This is a genomic window from Dysgonomonas sp. HGC4 (genome assembly GCF_001261715.1).
Taxonomy (GTDB): domain Bacteria; phylum Bacteroidota; class Bacteroidia; order Bacteroidales; family Dysgonomonadaceae; genus Dysgonomonas_A.
This window is the reverse complement of the sequence record NZ_CVRU01000079.1, coordinates 100,791-125,910: the sequence shown is the minus strand read 5'-3', so window position 1 is coordinate 125,910 and position 25,120 is coordinate 100,791. Positions and strand designations below refer to the sequence as shown.

11 protein-coding genes are annotated in these 25,120 nt (G+C 37.6%); 5 read left to right on the top strand and 6 right to left on the bottom strand.

The window, feature by feature from the left end:
* Window positions 1-7 precede the first annotated feature (7 nt).
* The 5 genes from HGC4_RS07755 to HGC4_RS07735 all read right to left on the bottom strand — a co-directional run bounded on the left by HGC4_RS07755 (window position 8) and on the right by HGC4_RS07735 (window position 12,138).
* Window positions 8-2,590: a beta-mannosidase gene (locus HGC4_RS07755; protein WP_050709555.1), complete on the bottom strand. Its 2,583-nt coding sequence runs from the start codon at window positions 2,588-2,590 to the stop codon at window positions 8-10.
* A gap of 90 nt (window positions 2,591-2,680) precedes the next feature.
* A complete protein-coding gene (locus HGC4_RS07750) occupies window positions 2,681-4,885 on the bottom strand; it encodes an alpha-galactosidase (protein ID WP_050709554.1) in 2,205 nt (734 codons plus the stop codon).
* A gap of 128 nt (window positions 4,886-5,013) precedes the next feature.
* Entirely contained in the window at window positions 5,014-7,398 is a 2,385-nt protein-coding gene (locus tag HGC4_RS07745) for a hypothetical protein (protein WP_082204115.1), read from the bottom strand.
* Window positions 7,399-7,410: 12 nt separating this feature from the next.
* Entirely contained in the window at window positions 7,411-9,039 is a 1,629-nt protein-coding gene (locus HGC4_RS07740; protein WP_082204114.1) for a RagB/SusD family nutrient uptake outer membrane protein, read from the bottom strand.
* 33 nt (window positions 9,040-9,072) lie between these two features.
* Window positions 9,073-12,138 (bottom strand): SusC/RagA family TonB-linked outer membrane protein, encoded by a 3,066-nt coding sequence (locus HGC4_RS07735; protein WP_082204113.1) that lies wholly within the window; start codon window positions 12,136-12,138, stop codon window positions 9,073-9,075.
* A gap of 399 nt (window positions 12,139-12,537) precedes the next feature.
* On the opposite strand from HGC4_RS07735, the gene HGC4_RS07730 reads away from it, so the two are divergent.
* From HGC4_RS07730 to HGC4_RS07710, 5 genes are all read left to right on the top strand, one after another.
* Window positions 12,538-16,515 (top strand): hybrid sensor histidine kinase/response regulator transcription factor, encoded by a 3,978-nt coding sequence (locus HGC4_RS07730; RefSeq protein WP_050709551.1) that lies wholly within the window; start codon window positions 12,538-12,540, stop codon window positions 16,513-16,515.
* A gap of 128 nt (window positions 16,516-16,643) precedes the next feature.
* Complete coding sequence (locus tag HGC4_RS07725; RefSeq protein ID WP_050709550.1) at window positions 16,644-17,855, top strand: exonuclease SbcCD subunit D; 1,212 nt, start codon at window positions 16,644-16,646, stop codon at window positions 17,853-17,855.
* Complete coding sequence (locus tag HGC4_RS07720; protein WP_050709549.1) at window positions 17,852-20,938, top strand: AAA family ATPase; 3,087 nt, start codon at window positions 17,852-17,854, stop codon at window positions 20,936-20,938. Before HGC4_RS07725 ends, HGC4_RS07720 begins: the two co-directional genes overlap by 4 nt.
* 229 nt (window positions 20,939-21,167) lie before the next feature.
* Window positions 21,168-21,941 (top strand): IclR family transcriptional regulator, encoded by a 774-nt coding sequence (locus HGC4_RS18410; RefSeq protein WP_082204112.1) that lies wholly within the window; start codon window positions 21,168-21,170, stop codon window positions 21,939-21,941.
* A gap of 23 nt (window positions 21,942-21,964) precedes the next feature.
* Complete coding sequence (locus HGC4_RS07710) at window positions 21,965-22,618, top strand: DUF1349 domain-containing protein (RefSeq protein WP_050709548.1); 654 nt, start codon at window positions 21,965-21,967, stop codon at window positions 22,616-22,618.
* A 72-nt stretch (window positions 22,619-22,690) separates the two neighbouring features.
* Here the strand turns inward: HGC4_RS07710 and HGC4_RS07705 are convergent, their stop codons facing one another.
* On the bottom strand, window positions 22,691-25,087 hold the full coding sequence (locus HGC4_RS07705) for a transglycosylase domain-containing protein (RefSeq protein WP_050709547.1): 2,397 nt from the start codon (window positions 25,085-25,087) through the stop codon (window positions 22,691-22,693).
* Window positions 25,088-25,120 lie beyond the last annotated feature (33 nt).

Genomic DNA, 25,120 nt, shown 5'->3' with positions numbered 1-25,120 from the left:
TCTTTAATTAATAACCATCACTTAATGAAACCACTTTCAGTTGGTCTTCAAAGTCTTTCTGAGAAAGCGAAGATTTCACCTTTATAGCTGCTGATTGGTTAGGCAACAGGTCAAAGTAATTATTTTCGAAGAAGTTATCTATTCCCTCAATTGACATAAAAACGGCACGTGCAAATTTGTCCGATTGAAGTGTTACTTCATATCCGTCAACAATTTCTTTTATGTTTTTAGTGATTGTTGTTTTAGGGAAGTTAATATTCTTTTGTTGTAACAAAAAGTAATTGTTAGTATATACTTTACCTGCATTATCGGTCAGTTGAGTATGTACTACAACATCGCTTTTGGGTGTTCCTTTCAGAAGTTTATCAATTTGGGTTGTAAATGTATTTTTACTGGTGTTGGCTGCTATTTTTACAGAGATTTTCTTTTCATCTACTACAGTTCCATCCAGTTTGATGACTTTTACTAAAAGTGTACCTTTCGAATCTTCTAATCTGTCGGAAATAATATAAATATCCAGTTTATTATCTTTCGAGATAGGAGAAACCAGTACATCTTTATAGGCCTCACGAGCAAAATAATGCTGAGCTTTCCAACGACCATAATAGTCACGACTCGACCATGATGCTACAGGCCAGCAATCGTTATGTTGCCAGAATAAAGTTCCCATACAATAAGGCATATCACGGCGGTGTGCTTCCATCGCAATTTTGATAGCATCCCCTTGTAAAACCTGATTCATATAAAGGAACGATTCAAAATCTTTAGGTTTCTGGTATTCATTCAATAAGTACTCTTCGATTAGATTATTTGCATAAGCTCCTGCACGTTGGTGTTCCATCATAACCTCAGACGTAATTGCCCAGTCTTTAGGATGAGGAGCATATTTTTTCACTGATTCGAATTCAGGGAATGATTGAAAACCATATTCACTAAAAAAGCGGCTTCTCTCCACATTATATTCAGCAATGGGTTTACGTCCGTGCCATACATCCCAATAGTGGCGGTCGCCGTTTTTGTCGTCACAACCTTGGCCAGGAAGTCCGTAAGGAGACGATGGCCAATAAAATGCTTCAGGATCGTATTGCTCTATCATTTCGGGCAATAGCTTATGAAACAAATCGGCATATTGCTTCCACATTACACGAGCATATTCAGGGTTTTGTTTTGTGAACTCCTCTTTACGTCCCCATCCGAACCACCCGTCATAGGCTTCGTTATTGCCGCACCAGATTGAAATAGAGGGATGATTACGAAGGCGTTTGATATTGTCGATTGCTTCGTGTTTTATATTTTCTAACAATGCACCTTCGGAAGGATACATACTACATGCAAACATAAAATCTTGCCAAACCATGATTCCATATTTATCGCATAGATCATAGAAAATATCGTTCTCATATGTACCTCCACCCCAAACACGTAACATATTCATGTTGGCATCTACAGCATCTAGTATCGTTTTTTCGTATATCTCTTTGGTAACTCGAGGAAGGAAATTATCTGAAGGAATGTAGTTTGCTCCTTTGGCAAATACAGGTACTCCATTCAGTTCGAAATAAAGAGTAGAGCCGTCTTTATCGGGCTTGTTTATAACCTTAATTGAGCGTATTCCTGTTTTGGTGTCTTTGGTGTCTATTGTTTTAGCATCAACTGTAACATCAGTTTGAAATTCATACAGATGAGCTTCACCCAATCCATTACTCCACCAAAGTTTAGGATTATTGATGGTGAAATTTGCTGTTACATTGTTGCTTCCTTTTGTGAGGTCGGCAGTTGTTGTTCCGTAAACTGTTCCGCTTGTTTTATCGGTTACCGTAACTTTGGCATTCTTTATGTCACTATCGGCTAATATCTCAGTATTTACAGCTATGACGGCTTTTTGCTTATTTACTTCTTTTTGTTGGAAGAAAACATCTTCGATACGTAAATCGTTCCATGCTTCAATAAAAACAGGTCGCCATATTCCCGAAGTAACTAAACGAGGCCCCCAATCCCAACCGTAATGATAACCGGCTTTACGGGCAAAGATACTCACAGTTTTGTCAAATATACCTCCTTGCTGAGATTGGTCGGGCCCCGTTGGATAATGATAGGGTAGGGCATCCCATTTAGGAATATCTACTTTGATGGGCGAAAGAAAGAACACTTCTAATTTGTTGTCCTTTGCTTTAACCTTATCCTTTATATCTATTTTCCATTCACGGAACATGTTGTCGCCTTCAAGTATTCTTTCTCCATTCAGATAAACATGCACATAAGTGTCGAGTCCTTTGAAATAGAGACGTATGTTTTTTTTGTTGAACATTTCGTCACTCATATCGAAATGAGTTTCGTACATCCAGTCTTCTTTGTCTACCCATTGTACACTTCTTTCGTTGAGCCTGAAAAAAGGATCTTCGATAATCTCATTTGCTATAAGGTCGGTATGCACTGTTCCTGGAACTGTGGCAGGATACCAATTGTTGAGGCGATGCTGTTTGAATCGCCAGTTGGAGTTCAGTTCTGTTATGATGGGGGCAGCTTGTAACTGCCCCGACCATAATGCAACCAATATAATAATACAAAGTTTTACTAGATTGTTTTTCATGTTATCTGTTTTTGATATAGGGTATCATCCTTTTTTTTCAGTGAGCTAAGATATTTTGACATACTTGGCAAAGCAGTAATAAGGTTGATCTTATTGCTCACTTATCAGCAATACTGTACTATCAAACGGATTACCTATATTTAAAATGATTCCGGCTTTCATCAGATAATCACCACTGAAAACCTCTCCATTTCCAGAGAATGACGAGTGATCGGAAGTCATATTCAATTCGGTAATCTTATAATTCTTATTCGGATCTAAACCATTTAATTTAGTTTCGAAGAATGTAGTACGTCCATGATATTTGAGACTATATGCAAAGAATACTGATTGTTTTTTGTCTTTAGATACATACATATGAGATGCCCACGAATTGCCATCGTAAGGAGAAATCAAACGATACAAATCTCCGAAGTGGATAATGGGTCTTACTTGTTTGTAGCTTTCAATTGCTTTTTTAGCAAACTCATATTCGTCACCTGTAATATCTTTCGGTTGAAGTTCCATACCTAAACGTCCTGACATAGCAACATCGAAACGGAATTTCAGAGGAATCATCATACCCGTTTGATGGTTAGGACTTGTAGATACATGAGAAGCAGTAGCTATAGATGGGAAGAACAGGTTTGTTCCGTACTGAATATAGATACGATCCAGCGCATTTGTATTGTCGCTAGCCCAAAATTCGTCATGGTATTTTAAAGCACCAAACTCAACACGACCTCCACCCGAAGAGCACAATTGTATTTCGATATTTGGATATTTAGCTCTGATTCTTTCATATACATTGTATAATCCTTTTACGTATTCGTACCAGAAATGAGTTTGTTCGTCTTTCGATAAGTATTCCGAACCTACATTATCCACATGTCTGTTAGCATCCCATTTAATATAGCTAATGTTTGGAGACATAGAGACTACTTCGTCAAATGTATTATATACAAAATCTTGTACTTTAGGGTTACTTAAATCCAATAACCATTGGTTACGCATAGGCAGAATATCGCGTTTGCCGCTTTTTACAATCCATTCGGGATGCTTGTGTGCCAATTCACTATCAGGATTTACCATTTCAGGTTCTATCCATATACCGAATTTTACACCTTTGCTTACTGCATAGTCTGCCAAATAATTGATACCCCTAGGTAATTTGGTTTTGTTTACTTGCCAGTCTCCAAGTCCTGCATTGTCGCCATTACGAGGATATTTATTGCCAAACCATCCATCATCCAGAACAAACATTTCTACACCGAATTTTGCAGCGTCATCAATCATGTTGGTAATTGTTGCTTCGTCGAAATTGAAATAGGCACCCTCCCAACTATTCAATATAATTGGACGTGCAATATCGCCGTGTGCAAGTGCATATTTACGAGACCAATCGTGATAGTTTCTTGAAATTTGACCTTTACCATTGGCACTATATGCTAATATCATTTCGGGTGTTTTGAATTCTTCTTGAGGTTTTAGAGTATGAGTTGCAGCAAAAGGATTCAATCCGCTAATAATATTAAGAGTTCCTGTTTCATCTAATTCGAAAGACAGTTTATAATTGCCCGACCATGCTAATGATCCAGCATACACCTCACCGAAATCTTCATAAGAAGGACCATTTACAGATAGAAGGAAAGATGGATTTTCGGCTTGAGTAGCTCTTACTCCTTTTTTCGATTCTATTACTTTTACACCATGTGTAAGTCTTTCTTCTTCCATTTGCATTTCTGCTGCCCAAGTTCCGTGAAAATGCGTCAGGTAATACGATTCTGCATGAAGTGGAATATATGAAGATGCTATATTTTCTACTTTTATATTGCCTTTTTCTTTGTGAGATATAGTTACCGATTGGCTTATGATATTTTCTTTGGCATAGGTAACAAAATGAATATCTACAAAGATGGGATATAACTTATCTTTAAGACTGATAACAGTTTCTGTTCTGTTTGCATCTAAAACTTTTTTCTTAGAGCCTGTATATACCAGTTCGGTGGTTAAAACTCCATCGGTATGTGTCAGCTTTAGTGCAGGATTCAGATAGTAGCGTCCCCCGTAAGCAGGATACAATTGTGGAGCAAAATCTTGATCCGTATCGGGTTGTCCTTTGAATCTCTTATTGAGGAATGATGAAGCGTCATTTATCTTTTCGCCCCAATACATAAAGATAACCTTATCGTTGGCTGTTGCACTGAAAACCATAGACTGATCGTTAGTTGATACCTCTATGATTTCCTTTTTCTGGCTAAACACATTAGCCGATACTAAGAAGAGTAAAAAAGCAGTTATTAATGAAATCTTCATAATAAGTATTATAAAATAGTTAATGATTTATAGGGGGTGAATAGTATCCACCCTCTACGGTATCTATCTATAAGGCAAATTATTATTTGACCTACAAGTTACAGAAAAGCAATAAATAGTCGGAGGTTTTATTTGATAAACCTATCTTGAAGTTTCTCGCCATCTATGGTTTCAACCAAAACGATATATACACCGGTTGGAAAGGAGTTAACGGCAAACTGATAATCGGTTTCGTTGTCAACACTTCTCTTGGTTATAATTCTGCCGTCAACAGATAATATCTGTATGTTTTTCATGGCTTTCTCACTCTTGAGGTATAACTTCGAGTTGTTTTCTACATAGCTGGTCAACGATTTTTTTACCTTGTTTTGCTCTATTCCGCTAGGATTTCCACTTCCTTTCTTGATACGATAAACAGAAACATCCTGAGGTGCTACAGTATAAGCTAATTTCTCTCCATTTGCTTGAGAAACGGTACCCGACCATAGCTCTTTTATTTCATTTATTCCATCAGATGATATTCCTAGTCTTGATAATTCGATGTCTCCCTTTTTTATCTGAGAAGCATCAAAATTGAAGGCTACAAAATAGAGATAAGCATCTGTTTCTAGCATATATAAAGTTTCAGCCTTACTTGGGGCAGCAGCTGTATATCCTTCTACTGGATAAAACGATTTGCCCATACGAGCTATATCGTTTATGTCTTTATTGGTAACAAAGGCTTTATTTTTTACTCTAGCATTATAATTGCCTTGATGGCTACCTTTCAGGCTAAGATTATCTCCTAACATATATATGCCGGTAATAACTGCCGAGGTTACACGGGCTCTGTTAGAACCATCTTTGTAGTCATTAGCTTCATCGGGATTATAAAGCAGAATGTGATCGGCATCATTGAAAGGATATACTCTATCGAGCCACCAACCGAAAGAAAGGCTATTAAGCATATAGCCCGTCGTTCCGTATTCACCTTCGGTCATCGCCCCCCATGTATCGCAACTTATACGTTTAGATGTTCCGTATTGTGCAGGGAAAGTAGGCGCAATAGACAGGGCTAGAAACATATCGTCGCCGCATGCATCGGAAAGATATTTCATACCTTCATTGTAAGCCTGTACTCCCGTTGTTACTTTGGGGTTGTAAAACGAATCGGCTTCGAGGATACCACTGTTTATGAAATCGAGTTTGATGTAAGTGAAACCAAAAGACTTAAACTTCTTTACATAAAAATCAATCAGCATCTTTGTTCCCGGATGGGTTGGGTCTAAAGCCCATGATTCGATTTTACGAGGACGACCATCTGCATACAGATATATGTCTTTGTATTGATATTCTCCACTTGTTCCTTCTACATAACGCTCTCCGTTTCCTCCCCATTCAGAGAAAGGCCCCCAGTATATTCCTGCTTTTTGTCCGTTAGCTTTGCAGTGTTCTACAAAAAGACGGAGCTCGTTTTCTGTGAAATTTTCGTTCCACCACGAGTCTAATCCTATATAGACTGTATTGTCATTCTCAAAATTGTTTGGTTGTAACTGAGTTTTGATGAAGTCCGAAACATCATTTACTCCCTCTGGATTTACATATTGAACCATTCCTGCCCAACTATTCCAACCAAAAGGTGTTCCTCCATCCCATTTGCGGGGAGGTGCTATCAAAGCATTTGCTTCTCCAAATTGTTCCATACCTCTACGCCAGTCGTCAAACAATCCAATAAGTATTTTAGGCGACTTAAGGTCTTTTCCTTTTATACTACCGTGTTCTTTCGAAGGTTTGTTTACATCGGAACTTATATCTCTTGTTAATTCATGAGTAATACCTCCATAACATTCGAGTTTAGTTATAGACTTGTTGTCCTTTCCTGTATATTTTATACCTGTTTTCCAAGTATCATGTTCTACTGATCCTATTACTAACCCTTTGCGGTTTCTTCCATTGAATATCGATGTTACTTCGAAAGATACATCTGATAGAGTTAAAGGAGACGACAAATAATGTACAAAGCCATCATTATCGAAGGGCACACGTAGTGCTCTGTTACTGTTGTCAGCAGGTAAAAAAGTATTCTCTGCTGTTGTATATACAGGAGCTATATAATTACTAGATGTTTCGGTATCAGAAATAATTTGTGCTTCGGTTAGAACGTAATCACGACCACTGTAAAAATAAAATATCTGAAGCAATGATGGTTTCCCTGCAAGACCTGAGTAACTTAGGGTATATTTTTCGCCAGATCCGAAAACATCTGAAACCGTTTCTTTTGATAATGTGACATCAGAGTATTCGAAACTATTAATAGTATCATTTCCAGCTTTGGCTTTTACATATACATCTGTAAGCACGTTGTTTCCGTCACGAACAAAATTTACTTTTCGGGTATCACCTTTGTAGGCAATTTTCCACTTTCCATAACTGATATCTTTATTTTCGGAGGCAGGAGAAGCCCATGCCGAAAGGCATAGGCAACTCGTGCAAATAAATAATATCAGACTTTTCTTTATATGATTAGCCTTCATGTCTTATTTGTTTTAGTTTGTGGTATATCCGGGGTTTTGATCACTTTCTGTCAAGTCTGGATTTTGTCTTAACTCATCCAATGGAATAGGCCAAAGAAGCTTATATTCTTGTATTGTTTTGGGTGCGCCTAACTCTTTGGTATCGCCAAAGCTGTTAGTGAAAGTGCCTCCAACAAGCCATCTGTTTCTCTTTTCGGCATATTGTTTTACAAGACCGGTTCTAAGTAAGTCAAACTTACGCCATCCTTCAAAACACAGTTCACGCATACGTTCGTCCATTAGTTTAGTGATGAATTCTTCTTTACCCATTCCTGTAGACCATGCTTTGTCAGCAGGTAGAGTTCCTCCGAATGCACGTTTACGAACGACATTGTTGATCAAGTTGATTCCTTCCGCTTGTTTGCCTGTCATATAAAGACATTCTGCATAGCAAAGTACCACATCTGCAAAGCGAATGAAGGGTATACTCTTACCACTGTGGTATGTGCTTAAACCTTTGTCTACGGTACGAGGGTCTTCATATTTCTTGATGTGAGGCTCAAGTTCGTCACCCCAAGCATATCCGTTCAAGTTAGGAGTGTACTTGCTCCATCTGAAATCGTAGCGTACACTTTCGTTTTTGCGTACATCTCCTTCTTCCCAAACACCACCTTCGGAGGTTGGTTTATAGCAATATTTAGATGGCATCATACCATCAAATCCGCTCCATGGAGCCATTGCTTCGCCTAAATCGGGAGTCATATTTGCAACAGCACGAGAACCTAGTTCCCATTGTGTTGCAGAATTGTTGGGTGAACCTACATTGTATTGAAATGCATAAACCATTTCTTTTCTATAATCTGCTGAACTTTCAGAGTAAGCATCAAATATAATAGGGAAGTTTGTAGCTCCTGTTCCTCCAAAATAGGGATTGTCTACTACTTTTTTGAAATGCTCTGCAGCCTTTGCGTAATCGCGATATCCTGAACTTTCGGGTGCATACAAGTATAGTTTTCCTAAAAAGGCTTGTGCTAAAGCTTTGCTTACACGCCCTGGATTTGCAACCTCACCCGGTTCTGGCAAGTATTTTTCTGCGATCAATAGGTCTTCTTCTATATTTGCGAAAACAACATTGAGTGGTTGACGAAATCCGCCAAAGTCTAGGTTATTATGATCGATAAGAGGTATCGGACCGAACAGCATAGCTAGTTCCCAATTGTTTTGAGCACGAAGAAAACAAGCTTCTCCTAATAATCTGTTTAATTCGTCGTTGCCTGAATCTTGGCGTTTTTTTAGATTGGCGATAGCAGGAGCTGCACGCGAAATTACTTCGTAACGATTTGTCCAGATGCCCCTGATTCTTCCGTTAGTACTATTCATCCCTTCCGAATATGTGTCGAGCCCGCGTCTGTCTATATCGTCGTATTGAAACCCTCCTACCACAGCTTCATCTGTTCCGAGGTAAGTGTCTACACGTCCTTTATGACCATTGCGCCACGAGTTATATAATCCTAATACATATGCATTAGTTGTATTTACATTAGAGAATATTTTGTCCTCCGATAGCTTTGATTCCGGATCTTGATCTAGAAAATCAGAACATGAGGTGGTGAATAAAGCTATGCCCACCATAAATATGGATAGTATCTTATTTATTTTCATATTGCTATTGTATTTTATGTATTAGAGGTATAGTTAGAAAGTTAGATTTAAGCCAAAAGTGAAACTTCTGGTCAATGGGTATCCTTGTCCCGACTCAGGATCATAACCTTTGTAAGGAGTTACAATAAACAGGTTGTTACCGGAGGCATTGACACTGAGGTGATCAAAAGCTTTACCAACTAATGTTTTAGGGAAGTTGTAGGTTAACGTCAAGGCTGCACAACGTAAGAATGAAGCATCCATAAGTCCGTAACTGGTGTTACCGTAGCCAAATCGACTTGTTCCGTCACCACGATACGCACGAGGAATACTTGTATTGGTGTTTTCAGGAGTCCAGCGTTTCAGCATTTCTTCATGGGCTGGTCCTATAGTGGCTGTACCATCCATTGTTCGCTCGTATACCCAGTCTGTTTTCTTGGCTCCATACGAATAAACAAATACTGCATCTAAAACAAGTTGTTTGTAATTAAGATTGGTTGAAAATCCGCCATAAAATTTAGGGTTACTGTTTCCTAGCACTTTCATGTCGTTTTCTGCTGTGATTTTTCCATCACCATCCAAATCTACCGGAAGTAAATCGCCTGGTCTAACTACCAAGTTGTTGTAAATAGATGTCCAACCGTTTACCATTGCCATATCCGACTCTTGAGCCAATCGGTCTACTTGGAATCCATAAATAGTATTTAGTGGTTTACCTACAAATAAGTTTCCATCGCGAGACATAGTATTACCACCATTCCAAAGTACATCTACACCTCCGTATAGTTTGGTTATTTTATTTTGGTCATGAGCAATATTACCGCTTACATTCCATTTAAAATCTTTTGATTTAACCAATAGTGCATTGAAACTGAATTCAACACCTTTGTTTTCTAATTCTGCAATATTCGCAATTTGGTAGCTGTATCCAAATGAAGGCCACATGCTCATTCTCATCAGCAGATCGCTGTTTTTCATGAAGAACATATCAGCAGACATAGAGATTCTGTCATTCCAAACTGTTGCATCTATACCAAAGTTCCATTGTTTTTGTTTTTCCCATTTGATGTTACTATTTCCAAATCTGCCATCTTCGGGTACAAAGCCTATTTCTCCATTACTATAATTAGGAGAGTATATAGTTAAGAATCCGTATTCAGGTATGTTCTGATTTCCTAATACTCCATAACCTACTCTTAGTTTCAATAAATTCAACCAATCGGCATTCTCCATAAACGATTCTTCTGATATAGTCCATGCAGCCGATACGGATGGAAATGTTCCCCATTGATTTTCATTTGCAAATTTTGAGCTGCCATCGCGTCTTACGGTAGCAGTAAGTAGATATTTATATTCGTAAGAATAGTTGGCACGTGCAATTACAGATACAAGTGTATTGGTCTTGTAATCGGAGCCCATACTATTTCTTTCTTTATCTGCTGCCATTCCCATGTTTTTGTAGCTAAGTGCATCAGTTGGATAGTTGTATCCCGTCATCTCGATGTTATTACTTCTGCTTTTAGAGATACTAGAACTTAGTAAACCAAATACACGATGTTTCTTAGCAAAAGTTTTTTCGTAGCTTACCGAGTTATCCCATTGGTAATATTTGGTCTGACCTCTCCATTGCCATCCTATTCCGTTATTGGTATCTCTGATCGACTGTCCGATATAACTAGGTGTATATTTGCTGTCTTGTTTATTATATATATCTGCCGAAAGGGTAGTACGTAGATATAGATTTTTGATTGGGTTTATCTCCATGTAGTTTGCAGTCAGTACACGATCATGTATTTCCTTACTGTCTATAGATTTTGTTAGGATTGGATTGTACATTCCCATTTGGGCAATTCCTTGATAGTACATATAAAGTCTATCTGTATCAATAGTTTGTAATCTGTTTCCTAATAGAGCCGTTTCATAAGCATTATCATCCAATCTATTTTTTGTACCTCTTGATACACTTGTGTTTGTACCTACTTTCAACCACGGTTTAACCTGAGTTTCGAAATTGATTCTACCATTAAATCTCTCGTAAGATGAGTTTTGAAGTATACCCTCGTTATTAGAGTAAGAGAATCCTAAGAAATAGGTAGAATTTTCGGAACCTCCCGAGAAGTTTAGAGAGTGATTTTGTTCTATACCTGTGCGGGTAAGCTCGTCAATCCAATCAGATGTGCGGTTGTTCATACCGTTTTCAAGTTCTTCAGGAGAGAATACTTTATCTGTACCAAATACGAAATCGTTAATGTATGCATTTCTATCTGCGTTTGGATTAGCGTCCATATATGCATTGGCATATGCATCTTTACGGACATTCATGGTCTCGAAAGCATTCAGAGTTTTTAATCTGTTTTGGAATCTGCTTGTGGTTACAAAGCCACTGTAAGAAACTTTACCTTCTCCTTTTTGACCTCTTTTGGTAGTTATAACTACTACACCATTAGAAGCCTTAGATCCGTAAAGGGCTGTTGATGAGGCATCCTTCAATACTTCGATCGATGCAATTTCATCAGGGTTTATAAGTCTAAGACCTTCTTCTGCTACAATACCATCAATAACAAATACAGGGTTAGTGCCATATGATATGGAGTTTGTTCCACGAATTTTCATTGATATATCACTACCCGGAGCAGCGTTTGTTCGTGAGATATTAAGTCCCGGAACTTTACCTTGCATAGCCGTCGTTAAATCTGTTGTAGGTATTTCTTGTAGTTGTTCCTTAGTTATACCACCTACAGCACCTGTGAGGTCGCTTTTTTTCATTCGTGTACCTACTACGATTACGTCGTCAATGGCAAACGATAAAGGCTCTAGGCTAATATTACCTACACCATTAGTTGCTCTTATTTCTAAGGTTTTATAACCCAGATACGAGAATACTAAGGTTCCGTTTTGTGGTACTGATAAGGAGAATTTTCCATCCAGATCAGATATTGTTCCTATTGTGGTTCCTCTTACTGTAATAGAAACTCCAGGCAGAGTCTCCTTTGTGGAACTATCAATTATAACTCCATTTGCTGTGAAATTCTGAGCAAAAGCTGTGAGTGCTGACATAAAGAATAGCATACATAGTAGTGCCATCTTTTGTTTAAAACAAATGCTTGTTTTCTTATTCATAAAATAGATGTTTAAGTTTTTTTATAGTATGGAATTAGTTAACAGTCGTTCCCAGATAATAAGACATGCTTATTCAAAGCACTATGCTTAGCAAGTCGTTGTAAATACAATTTTGGAATCTTGATAAATACGGGAAGCTTTCTTATTTTGGTATTAGAAATCGAAGCTTTAGGTATTATAATTCTTTTATGTATATTATTAAATATTGATTTTTCGGCAAAAGCAAATGTATACCTTAAAGCAATAAGGAGGTGGTCTTAATTTATCCAAAAAGTGTAATATCTGTCGCAAAATTAGCTTTCTGAGTCTACTGTGGGACATATGTTGTATTTATTGCGACAATTGTAACTGGAACATTTGTTATATTTGCTATATCCTATTTCATACCATAGCTTCAATATGAATCGCATATTTATAATTCTGATTTTTTTACTGTATTTCCCTACAAAGGTCGTTCCTTCTGATTATTATTTCTCGATCATTGACGGAGAAATGAACTTGTCTCACAACAATGTCAAATCTATCATTCAAGATAGCTATGGCTTTATGTGGTTTGGTACCAGAAATAAATTAAACCGATATGACGGGATAACTTTGAAGGTTTTTGATTGCAATGATCAAAAGACTAAGAAAAGAAACAATAATATCTCGTCTCTGTTCGAAGATGTTGATAAAAAAATGTGGGTGGGAACTGATAATGGAATCTTTATTTTTGATCCTATCACCGAAAAGTTCAGCTCGTTTGAAGTTAAGACTGCGCAGGGCGTAGGTATAACTCAATGGATAGCAGATATTCAACAGGACTTAGATAATAATATTTGGATTGTGGTCCCAAATCAAGGTGTATTTAAATACAACAGGGCATCTAATAAGCTTTTTTTATATACGGTAGTAAAAGAACTTCGTCCCAGTATTAGTAATCCGCAATGTATTGCTATTGAAAAGAGTGGTCGTGTGTGGATTGGTACAAATGGCTCGGGACTTTTCTTGTATAATAAAGAGAACGATTCTTTTATTGAGTATTTGGGAGACAAAGAGGGAGGCGAGTCGTTGCTTGGTAAGAATATATATACGATCTGTCACTCGGGAGACTATCTGATTGTGGGTATTCATGAGGGTAAGTTAGTTAAATTAGATAAACGTAAAAATATAGTGATGGATTTGCCTTTTCCTGAGGTGAATTATAAGATAATTAGACATGTTACTATCTTAAATGATGATGAAATTTGGGTAGGTACACAATCGGGACTATATGTTCTCAATGAGAAAACACGAACAGTAGAGCATGCAAAAGAAGAAGCTCTTAACTCGCATGCATTGTCTGATAATATTGTCGAAAAAATCTACAAGGACAAAGAAGGTGGTATCTGGATAGGTACAAACTTCGGAGGAGTCAATTACTTACCAAACCGCAATAACAAGTTCGAAAAGTATTTCCCTTTAAGCGAATCTAATTCTTTGGTGTCTAAAAGGGTGCGCGAGATGCGTGAAGACTCACGCGGTAATATCTGGATTGGGACAGAAGATGCTGGTATTGCCTTGTTCAATCCTCAACAACGAAAATTTAAAAATATAGATAATCTATTTTATAAAAAGACGTTGGCTTTACTCGTTCAGGACGCTAAAGTATGGGTGGGGTATTTTAAGCATAATCTCGATATTATAGATATTCAGAATCAAAATAAAGTAACCCATTTTTCGGACAAAGAGTTAGGCTTGAATGAAGAAAGTATCTACGCTTTGTGCGAAGACAGGTACGGAAAAATATGGCTGGGAAATGCTTGGGGGATATTTGTGGCTGAGAAAAATGAAATGAAGTTCAGACGAATGGATATATTTGGACTCAATTATACATATGATTTGCTCGAAGATTCCGAAGGTTATATTTGGGTTGCCACTATGGGAAATGGTGTTTATCAGTACGACCAAGATCGGGGCATATTAAATCATTATGAAGTCGGAGGAGAGAACGACTTGAGTTCTAATTCGGTAAGTAGTATAACCGAAGATCACTTGGGGCAGATTTGGTTTTCAACAGATAGGGGAGGCATTTGTGTCTTTAATAAGAAAGATAAACAATTTAGAACTTATTCGGTCAAAGACGGGCTCCCTGATGATATTGCTTACAAAATATTGGAAGATAAATATTATAATTTGTGGTTTGGTACTAATCAAGGATTAGTGAGATTTAATCCTGAAACCAAAGTGGTAAAAGTATTTACTCAGAATGATGGGCTTTTATCAAATCAGTTCAATTATAAATCGGGACTTGTAAGTAGTTCGGGTAAACTTTATTTTGGCAGTTTGGAAGGATTGATCGCTTTTAAGCCTGAAGAGTTTAAAGAAAATCAATTTGTTCCTCCAGTTTATATTACTAGATTATCTGTTTTTAATAAAGAGATTGTGCCCGGCACAGGAGATTCGCCTTTGGTGAAAAGTATAGTGCATACCGACAAGATAGTATTAGATTACAATCAGTCGAATATTAGTTTCGATTTTGTTTCCCTTAGTTATACGGCCCCTCATGCAAATGTATATGCCTATAAGATGGAGGATATAGACAAGGATTGGAGTTACACCACTAAAAACCGAAGTGCAACTTATGCTAAACTACCTCCGGGTAAGTACACTTTCATGGTTAAGGGTTCGAATAATGATGGTGTATGGAATGAAACGGGAGCATCTATCGAAATAGAAATTCTACCTCCTTGGTGGGCTTCAAATATTGCTTACTTTATTTATCTGCTTTTGTTTGTTCTGCTGTCTTATATAGTTTTGAGATTCTCGATGAAAAAATATAAAAAGAGGAATAACGAGCGACAAAGATTATTTGAAATAGAGAAAGAAAAAGAGTTGTATGAGGCTAAGGTTGACTTCTTTACCGATATTGCTCATGAAATACGCACCCCAGTTACTCTTATTAACGGACCTTTGGAATCTATTCTCGAAATGGATATTCAGAGTACAGAAATTAAGCACAATCTTAGTATTATAGAACAAAACACTAAGCACTTGCTAACCTTAATAAATCAGTTGCTCGATTTTAGAAAAGTAGATAGTAATAAATTCTTATTGACTTTTAGGGAAGTTGATATTACTCTATTATGTAAAGACATTATATCTCGATTCGAACAACAAGCTTTGTCTTTAAAAAGGACTATCAATTTGCATTCACTAAGTGATGAGCATACAATCGTAATAGCCGATAAAGAAGGCTTATCAAAAATATTCAGTAATCTGTTTTCGAATGCTATTAAGTATTCAGATAAAACGATAGATATTCGTTTTAGCAGTGATGATAAATATTTTACGCTCGAAGTAAGCAACGATGGAGCAATAGTTCCCGATGATTTAAAAGAACGGATATTTGAGCCTTTCTTTCAAGTGAAAACGGCTCGAAAGGAAACTTCCGGTTCGGGTATAGGCTTGTCTTTGGCTCGTTCGTTAGCAGAACTTCACAGTGGATATTTGTTCTATAGTTCGCAATCGGGATTGAATACATTTACGCTTAAAATTCCGCTTTATCACGATATAGATTTCGAGATGGAGGAAACCGATAGCGAAGTAAATCTTATTCCGCTTGAATATGATAATGGCAGACAATTTCATGAAATAAAGAACACGAAAACTATTCTTATTGTAGAAGATAATATGGAGATGCTCAATTTTGTTGCCGATAAATTGAGAGATAAATTTATTGTAGAGCGTGCAACCAATGGTGTAGAGGCTCAGAAGATATTAAGCCAGAAAAGTATTGATATTGTGATAACGGATGTGATGATGCCCCAAATGGATGGGTTTGAATTGTGCCGTTTTATAAAATCAGAAATAGAATACAGCCATATAATTGTTGTTTTGTTAACTGCCCGAAACGATCTTCCGAGCAAAATACAAGGGCTTGAACTGGGTGCGGATGCGTATGTGGAAAAACCGTTCTCGTTTCATTACCTGCAAACCTTGTTGACCTCGTTGTTGAACAACAGGAAACGGGAGATAGAATTGTTCTTAAGGAAACCGTTCTTACCGATTCAGCAAACAGGAATGAGTAAAGCTGACGAGCATTTTTTGAATAAGATTATTGATATAATCAATGAAAATATAACCGATCCTAACTTTAATGTCGAGCGGCTAGCCGATTTAATCTATATGAGCCGATCGAGTCTGCATCGGAAAATAAAGGGTACAATGGATTCTACTCCCACCGACTTTATACGATTTGTACGTCTCCAAAAAGCAGCCGAATTGATACAAGAGGGTAAATACCGAATTAATGAAATTTGTTATCTGGTGGGAATTAATTCGCCGTCTTATTTTATTAAATTGTTTCAGACTCAATACGGTATGACTCCTAAAGAATTTGAGAAGCAAAATAAATAATAGTTTGGAAGTAAATTTGCTAAATTTGTAAGAAGTAATTCGTAGGGGTAGACCTATGTGTCTGCCTAATATTGGCGAGCAGATAGGTTCCCCTCTTCCACCAGTGTAATTACACAAAAAATAAAGCAATGAAACTTCTTCATACGGCAGACTGGCATATAGGACAAAACTTCTTCGGTTACGATCGCAAAGAAGAGCATATATTCTTTCTTAACTGGCTCAAAGATCAGGTTAAGCAAACTCAGACAGATGTGCTTTTGGTGTCGGGTGACGTTTTTGATAGCCCTAATCCTTCGGCTGAATCACAAAAGATATACTATAAATTCCTCCATCAGGTTTCGCTGGCAAATCCACATTTGCAAATTATAATTGTGGCAGGTAATCACGATTCCGCAGGACGCCTCGAAGCTCCCAGCCCATTATTGGAAGAGATGAATGTTTCCATTAAAGGAATCATAAAACGAACACCCGAGGGCGAAATAGATTATAACAACCTGTTAGTCCCATTAAAGAAAAATGGTATTACCGAGGCTTGGTGTATTGCTGTGCCTTACTTGCGGCAGGGAGATTATCCGCCTTCGGAGACTTACAGCAAAGGAGTGGCTGCTATGTATGCCGCACTTTATGATGAATTGGTGAAAGTTAAAGAACCCGCTCATCCTGTGATTGCTATGGGACACTTGCAGGCGACAGGATCGGAGCTATCAGATAATGATCGTTCGGAACGGACTATTATAGGTGGCTTGGAATGTATATCGCCAGAAGTTTTTGATAAACAGGATATTGTTTATACAGCCTTGGGGCATTTGCATAAATCTCAACGGGTTTCGGGTCGTGAGAATGTACGTTATGCAGGCAGTCCGTTGCCCATGTCTTTTGCTGAAAAGAATTACAAACAAGGAGTTAACTTGTTGGAATTGAATAATGGAATACTCGAAAATATAGAAAGGATAGAATTTATTCCTCCTGTGCTGTTATTAAGTTTACCTAAAGAACCCAAATCTTTATCGGAGGTATTGGATGAATTGGAACTTCTGCCCGATGGTGAAATAACATTACAATCACCTTATCTCGAAATAAAAGTGTCGATTACGGAACCCGAACCATCTATGCGTCATCAGATAGAAGAATCATTGAAAGGAAAATCGGTTCGTTTGACTCGTATTGCCGCCATCACCACACGGAGAGAACGGGAAAGCCAAATAATGACTTATGAAGAATTACAAGCCGTTAATCCTTTAGAAATGGCACAAGAAGTTTTTCGCAGTCGATATGATAATGAGATGCCCGAAGAAATGGCGAAACTTTTGCAATCGGTAATAAGGGAGGTACAATCATGAAAATACTGGCTATACGAGGAAAAAATCTGGCGTCGTTGGAAGGCGAATTCGAAATAGACTTTGCATCCGATCCCCTAAAATCAGCAGGGATATTTGCCATAACAGGAAGTACAGGGGCAGGAAAGTCAACTATTTTGGATGCTCTTTGCCTCTCGCTCTTTGACGATACCCCACGTACCAATAATGCCGGCGAAAATATTCAGATTAAAGATGTTCAGGATAATACCATTAATCAGAAAGACAGCCGTAATATTTTGCGTAGAGGAACCATAGAAGGGTATGCCGAAGTTGATTTCATGGCTCTCAGTGGCGATAAGTATCGTTCGAGGTGGATGGTGCGCCGTGCTCGTGGGCGGGCTGAAGGTGCTTTGCAAAAGACAGAAGTGCGACTCGAAAATCTATCTACAGGTGTAGAAGAACAAGGAACAAAAACCGAAATTCTTTTGAAAATAGTGGAACTTATCGGACTGAGTTTCGATCAGTTTACCCGTGCCGTATTATTGGCTCAGGGCGATTTTGCCACTTTCCTGAAAGCTAAGCAAAGCGATAAGGCTGAGCTTTTAGAGAAACTTACAGGAACAGAAATCTATTCTAAAATATCATCCCAGATCTATCAACGGACGAAAGAAGCCGAACAGGCTCTTAATCTGCTGAATGAGCGAATTAAAGATGTACGCTTATTGACTGATGAAGAATTGGAAGCATTAATTCAGGAGAAAATAATACTCGATAAAGATTTAATTCCTCTAAAAAGTCAATCGTCAGATATTGATAAAAAGCTGGCATGGATTAAGCTGGATGAGCAGATTAGGCAAGAAGTGCTGCAAGCAGAGAACGAATTGAAAAAAGTACATAGCCTTATCGAAGAAGCTAAGCCTCGTTACGAGTATATTTCGAAGATTGATCTTTCTCAGGAAATCAGAGATACTTATATTGAACTTTCGAATAAGCAGAAACATCTGGTATTGCAAAAGTCAAATCTTTTTGAAAGGGAAAAAGAGCAGGCTGTTATTTCGGATCAATTGAAGCAAGCCGAACAGAATCTGACAACTTCGAAAATAGCTTTAGAGGAGCATGAGCAGAAATATACAACCACTAAGCCTGATATAGTAAAAGCAAAGGAATTGGATATTAAAATTCAGTCGGGAAAGGAAAAAGTAGTTGAAGCACAGAAAGAGTTTGCGACACAATCGGAACTGAAAAAGCAGGTCGAAACGCATGTTCAGACTTTTCAAAAGGATTTGAAAACAGGCGAGCAAATTTTGAATACTCTCACTGAATGGTTCGAGAAACACGATTCATACAAAGAAATTGTACCTCGAATAGATCTGATTGTGAATCTGTTGAATGATGCACAAGCCTCGAAATCACAATCAGTAAAAGCATCTAATAGTTTGGAGACGAACCTATCCATACTAAAGACCCGAAAAGAAAAGCTAGAGAAATCGGAAAAAGAATACGAAAGACTAAATAATCTTTTGCCTAGTGAGATTTTGGCTTTACGCCTAAAACTGGAAGATAATGCACCCTGTCCCGTATGCGGAAGCATTCATCATCCGATACAAAATACAGATTCTGAGAACGAAGGAAATCTTCAAGAGAAAGAATTAGAGCAAGCCAAGAAGCTACATTCGGAAGCTATCTTAGCGGATAAAGAACAGATAGAAGCCATACAAAAAGAAATAACTCAGTTAGAAACTTTAATCAAAAATTACAAGTCTCAATACGATGAGGCGGTTTCTAAATTGAGTGGGTATTTGCAGCATGTATCGGATTGGGAAATTAAATTAGAACAAAATAGTTTTCAATCGGAACTTTCGGAGATAGCCAATCAATGGAATCAAAGCAAGGAACGATTAGATAAGGGCACTAAATACATCGAATCTACCACATTAAAGTTAGAATCTGAAAATAAGAATCTGGTAACTATTATTGAAGAGTTTAGTCGAAGGGAAGAGCTATTTAAAAATGTCACTTTGCTTCAAGAAGAATTAATTAAAGAACGAAGCACACTCTTGGAAGGAAAAAGTGTAGAGGAAGTTGAAACACTTTTTGAAACTTTACAGAAACAATTCTCCTCAAAATATGAGGGGCTGAGAACTCAAAAAGATAAACTGGAATCGGATAACGCCAAGATCGGAGGATTTATATCTCAAATAAAAGGCGAGATACATACCGAATCGGAACAAGTACTGAGTTTACAGGAATCGGTGCAGGATTGGATTAATCATAATGACTATCAGATATCATCTGAAATTCTAAATGACTTGATGGCTAAATCAAGAGAGTGGATTGCACTAGAAAAAGCATCTCTTTCTGATCTTAAAAATCAAGAACTGACGCTTAATGCAACTCTAAAAGAAAGGAATACCCGACAAACTAAACATGGGGAGGAAAAAGATAAACCCGAAGAGGGGCAAAATAAAGAAACTCTGACAGAAAAGTTGTCTGAGATTGAAAATAAATCAGTTGCAATAAACAAACGCCTTACTGAAATTGAGGTGGCATTTGCTACCCACAATACAGGGAAAGAGCGTATCAAAGCTTTTGAGAAGGAGCTAAATGAAAAAGTTGTACTCTGTGAAAACTGGAAAAAGCTGAATGTTTTGCTCGGTTCTGCTGACGGAGGCAAATTTAAAGCCATTGCACAGGGTTATACTCTAGATATTCTATTGGTATATGCCAATAAGCATCTGGAGGAATTGAGCAAGCGGTATAAGTTGCAACGCATTCCGGATACTTTGGCTTTACAGGTGGTAGACAATGATATGTTGGGCGAAATTCGCACGGTGCATTCTTTGTCGGGAGGAGAATCGTTTCTGATTTCTTTATCGTTGGCACTAGGTTTGTCGTCCTTATCGTCTAATCGGATGAAAATAGAATCCCTATTTATTGATGAAGGCTTTGGCTCATTAGATATAGATACTTTGAGTATTGCTATGGATGCTTTGGAAAATTTACAAACACAGGGACGGAAAATTGGGGTAATTTCGCACGTTGCAGAAATGACTGAACGAATTACTACACGTGTACAAGTTATAAAATCGGCTAACGGCAGAAGTAAAATAAGTGTGGTAGGGTAAAAAAAAAATCTAAAGGTATTATATAATAAAATCGAGATGCAAAATGATCTATATTAGATGTTTGCATCTTTTTTTGTAGTGTCTCGTATCTGAAATCTTATTTATATACTTCGTGTTGATTTGACAAATATAAAATTAATCTTATATTTGTTTATGTATGGGAACTGGGTTTTTATATGTGAATTTATTGATGTTTTGTTCACATATAGAAACATGAAAAATCTATTTTATGCGTGAAGAGGAAAAGCAAATTTCGATGATTACAAAATCATTTGAAGTCTTGGAATTACTATCAAAGAATCCGTATGGACTGACTTTGCAGGAGATTGTTACACAATTACAATATCCAAAGTCGTCACTTTACAAAATTGTATCTAATCTTCAGGAACTCGGTTATCTGGGGAGGGAGATGGATAGCTCTCGTTATTTTTTGTCTCGTAAACTACTGACTTTGGGGGTAACTGCTTTCAATAGCAGTAATATTATTGAACGTTCCAAAGAATACATGAAACTCTTACGTGATGAGGTGGGCGAGTCGGTAATGATAGGCACTCTTATTGATGACGAGGTTGTGTTGTTGGAGCAAATAACAGGATCGCTGGACTTTGTATTTACATTGAAACAAGGAATGAAATTCAATCTTTATTCAACAGCACCCGGTAAGGTAATATTGGCTTTTTTAGATAAAAGCAAGCAAAATGAGATTGTAGATAATTTGCAACTCGAAGCAATAAATGAATATACAATCACAGATAAGACGTTATTAAAGCAAGAACTTGAGATTATTCGTCAACAAGGATATGCCGCAGATATCAACGAAACAGTAGAAGGTGTGCATTGTATTGCGGCTCCTATCTGGGATGAAACCAAGAATGCTATTGCCTGTGTGTGGACATCGGGTCCTGCGGGGCGTTTGCCAAAGAAAAGTATAGAAACGATAGCTCAGCAAATCATACAATGTGGATTGTTGATATCGCATAACATTGGATATAGAAAAGTATAATAAATAAATATAACACGTAAAATATGAAAAAGAAAATCGCACTTTTAGGATGCTTAGTAGCATTAGCAGGTCAATCGGTTTTGGCTCAAAGTTTAGACAAAATGCAATGGTTTAATGAGCCTGAGAAATGGGAGGTTAAAAATAATACTCTCAATATGCAGGTAACTCCTAAATCGGATTACTGGAGAGTTTCGCATTATGGGTTTACGGTAGACGATGCTCCGTTTTATTATGCAACGTATGGAGGAGAATTTGAGGTGAAAGTGAAAATTACGGGAAATTATAAAACCCGATTCGATCAGATGGGCTTAATGCTTCGTATCGACAGTGAGAGATGGATTAAAGCAGGTGTTGAATTTGTAGACAATAAATTCAATATAAGTGCTGTGGTTACCGATAAGAAAAGTGACTGGAGCGTTCTTCAATTGGATAAAACCCCTTCGTTTGTTTGGATTAAAGCTGTAAGAAGACTCGATGCAGTAGAGTTTTTCTATTCATTGGATGATAAGAATTATATTATGATACGTAATGCACCCTTTCAGGACAATATTCCTGTGATGATCGGTTTAATGGCTGCAAGCCCCGATGGCGATGGTTTCAATGCGAAGTTTGAGAATTTCAAAGTGACCCAATTACCCGACATGCGTCGTCAGGAATGGTTGAAGAATAATCAATAAATAGTAATTCGTTTATATAAACAGAAAAGGTAGGGAAACACCCTACCTTTTTTATTTCTTTCGATTATAAATCTATTCTTTTACAGGTAATATAAGGTTATCAATATCCACACCCTCTATTGCAAGGCTGTCAACAGCTGTTGAATCGATCTCTACTCGTTTAGGAGTTTGGCACTGATAATTGCGGCTTATCGGTTGCTTTGGTTTAGGAAAATGACCTCTGTAAGCCGTCAGATTCTTGTCGGCAAGAACTTTTTCCATAAAGTAACCAAATATAGGAAGAGCCGTTCTGCTGCCTTGACCCAAAGCCCCAGTTCTGAAATGGATGCTTCGGTGTTCGCCACCTACCCATGCACCACCCACTAATTTGGGGGTAACTCCTACAAACCATGCATCGGAGTGATTGGACGAAGTTCCTGTTTTACCTCCAAAATCGGTATCGAAATTAAAGAGGTTAAAACCCCATAAAGCTTGCGATGTTCCTCCCGGTTCGGAAAGTCCCGACCGTAACATTTCAGTCATTAAGAAAGCTGTTTCGTAAGGTATTGCCTGAGTTTGTTTAGGGTCGTAACTATATATTACTTTTCCGTTTCTGTCTTCAATGCGGGTAATCAATACCGGATCGTGTGTCATACCATCGTTTATAACAGTACAATAAGAATTTACTAATTCTAATAGTGAAACATCCGATGCTCCCAACGATACGGACGGAGTTTCGTTCAATGGCGTTTTTATCCCCATTGCATGAGCAGTTTTAATAACTGCATCTATTCCTACTTCTTTGGCAAGTTGTACTGCTATTGTATTTATAGATCGCGCAAAGGCAGCTTTCAGATACATGGTGTCACCTGTGTAAGTTGCATCTGCATTCCGAGGAACCCATTTGGTCGGTTTACCTTTGTCTATAACGTCCCAATCGGTATATTGATCGATGCGAGTATCACATGGCGAGAGTCCGTTATTGAATGCGGCAGCATATACAAATAATTTGAATGTAGATCCTGGTTGACGTTCGGAAGTCACTTTGTCATATTTCCATGATCCGAAATTAATATCGCCTACCCATGCTTTTACAAATCCTGTTTGAGGCTCCATAGCCACAAAGCCCGTGTGCATAAAATGTTCCATATATCGGATAGAGTCCATTATACTGATAGTGGTATCGCGTGTGCCAGTATCGTAATCGAATACTTTGAGACGGTGTGGTTTGTTCAGATAATAGTCAATAGAGTCGGGCTGATCAGGAAATTTTAGTTTCAAGTCTTTATAAGCAGGAGTCTTCTTGGCTATATTCTCGATGAAGTTAGGAATCTCTTTATGATTCTCATCCTGCCATGGGTTTTCATTTCCCCAATGACTATTGAAATTACGTTGTATAATACGCATTTGCTTATCTACGGCTTCTTCTGCATATTGCTGCATCTGATAATCAACTGTGGTGTATATTTTTAGTCCATCACCGTATAAGTCAATATCATTTTCTTTACACCAATCACTCAAAAAACTAGCAACGGCATCTTTAAAATAAAGAGCCATTCCATTGGTGTTTGTCTCTGTATTATTTGCCAGAATAATAGGGAGTTGTTTTAATGAATCGAATTCGGCTTTGGTGATATAGTCTTTCTTCAAAAGATTGCTAAGTACCACATTCCTACGTTCCATACTATTCTCGGGATTAATGCGAGGATTGTATGTGGTGGTAGCCTTTAGTAAACCTACTAAGGTGGCAGCTTGCTCTATGGTTATGTCTTGTGGCGTAGTGTTGAAATAACTTTTGCTCGCAGTTTTTATACCATATGTATTACTTCCAAAGTCAACGGTGTTGAAATACATGGTAAGTATCTCGTCTTTACTATAAAAAGCTTCTAGCTTTACTGCTAAAATCCATTCTTTGGATTTCATGATTATCATCTTTACTCCCGGTATATATCCTAATAATCCGGTAGAGTATTGCGATCTCACTTTGAACATATTTTTAGCTAACTGTTGAGTAATGGTACTTGCTCCTCGGGCATTGCCTTTGAACATGTCTTTTACAGCAGCAAATAAGCCTTGTACGTCAATACCGAAGTGTCGATAAAAACGTTCATCTTCTGTTGAAATTAAAGATTCTCTCAGAATGGGAGATATTTCTTCGAATTTCACAGGAGTTCTGTTTTCTCTGAAATATTTACCAAGTATTTTACCATCTGAACTATATAGTTCAGAGGCTACGTTTTGTATAGGGGCATTCACCTCCGATAGTCCGGGCGATTTACCAAACAGCCATAGGAAGTTGATATCCACTAAAAATAAAAAACCGAAAAGGGCTGCAATAAATGTTGCTAGAAGAATAGCTATTCTTTTATACCAGCGCGATTTTTTGTAATAGGCTTTGTAATTTGTTGCCCATTTTTTTAGTTTGTCTTTTGTGGATGAAAGAATATCTTTCGTTTTGTTGGTAAGTTCTTGAAAATCAATTTTCTTCATGAATTTTTTGATCGTAGTAATGAGAGTGTAAAT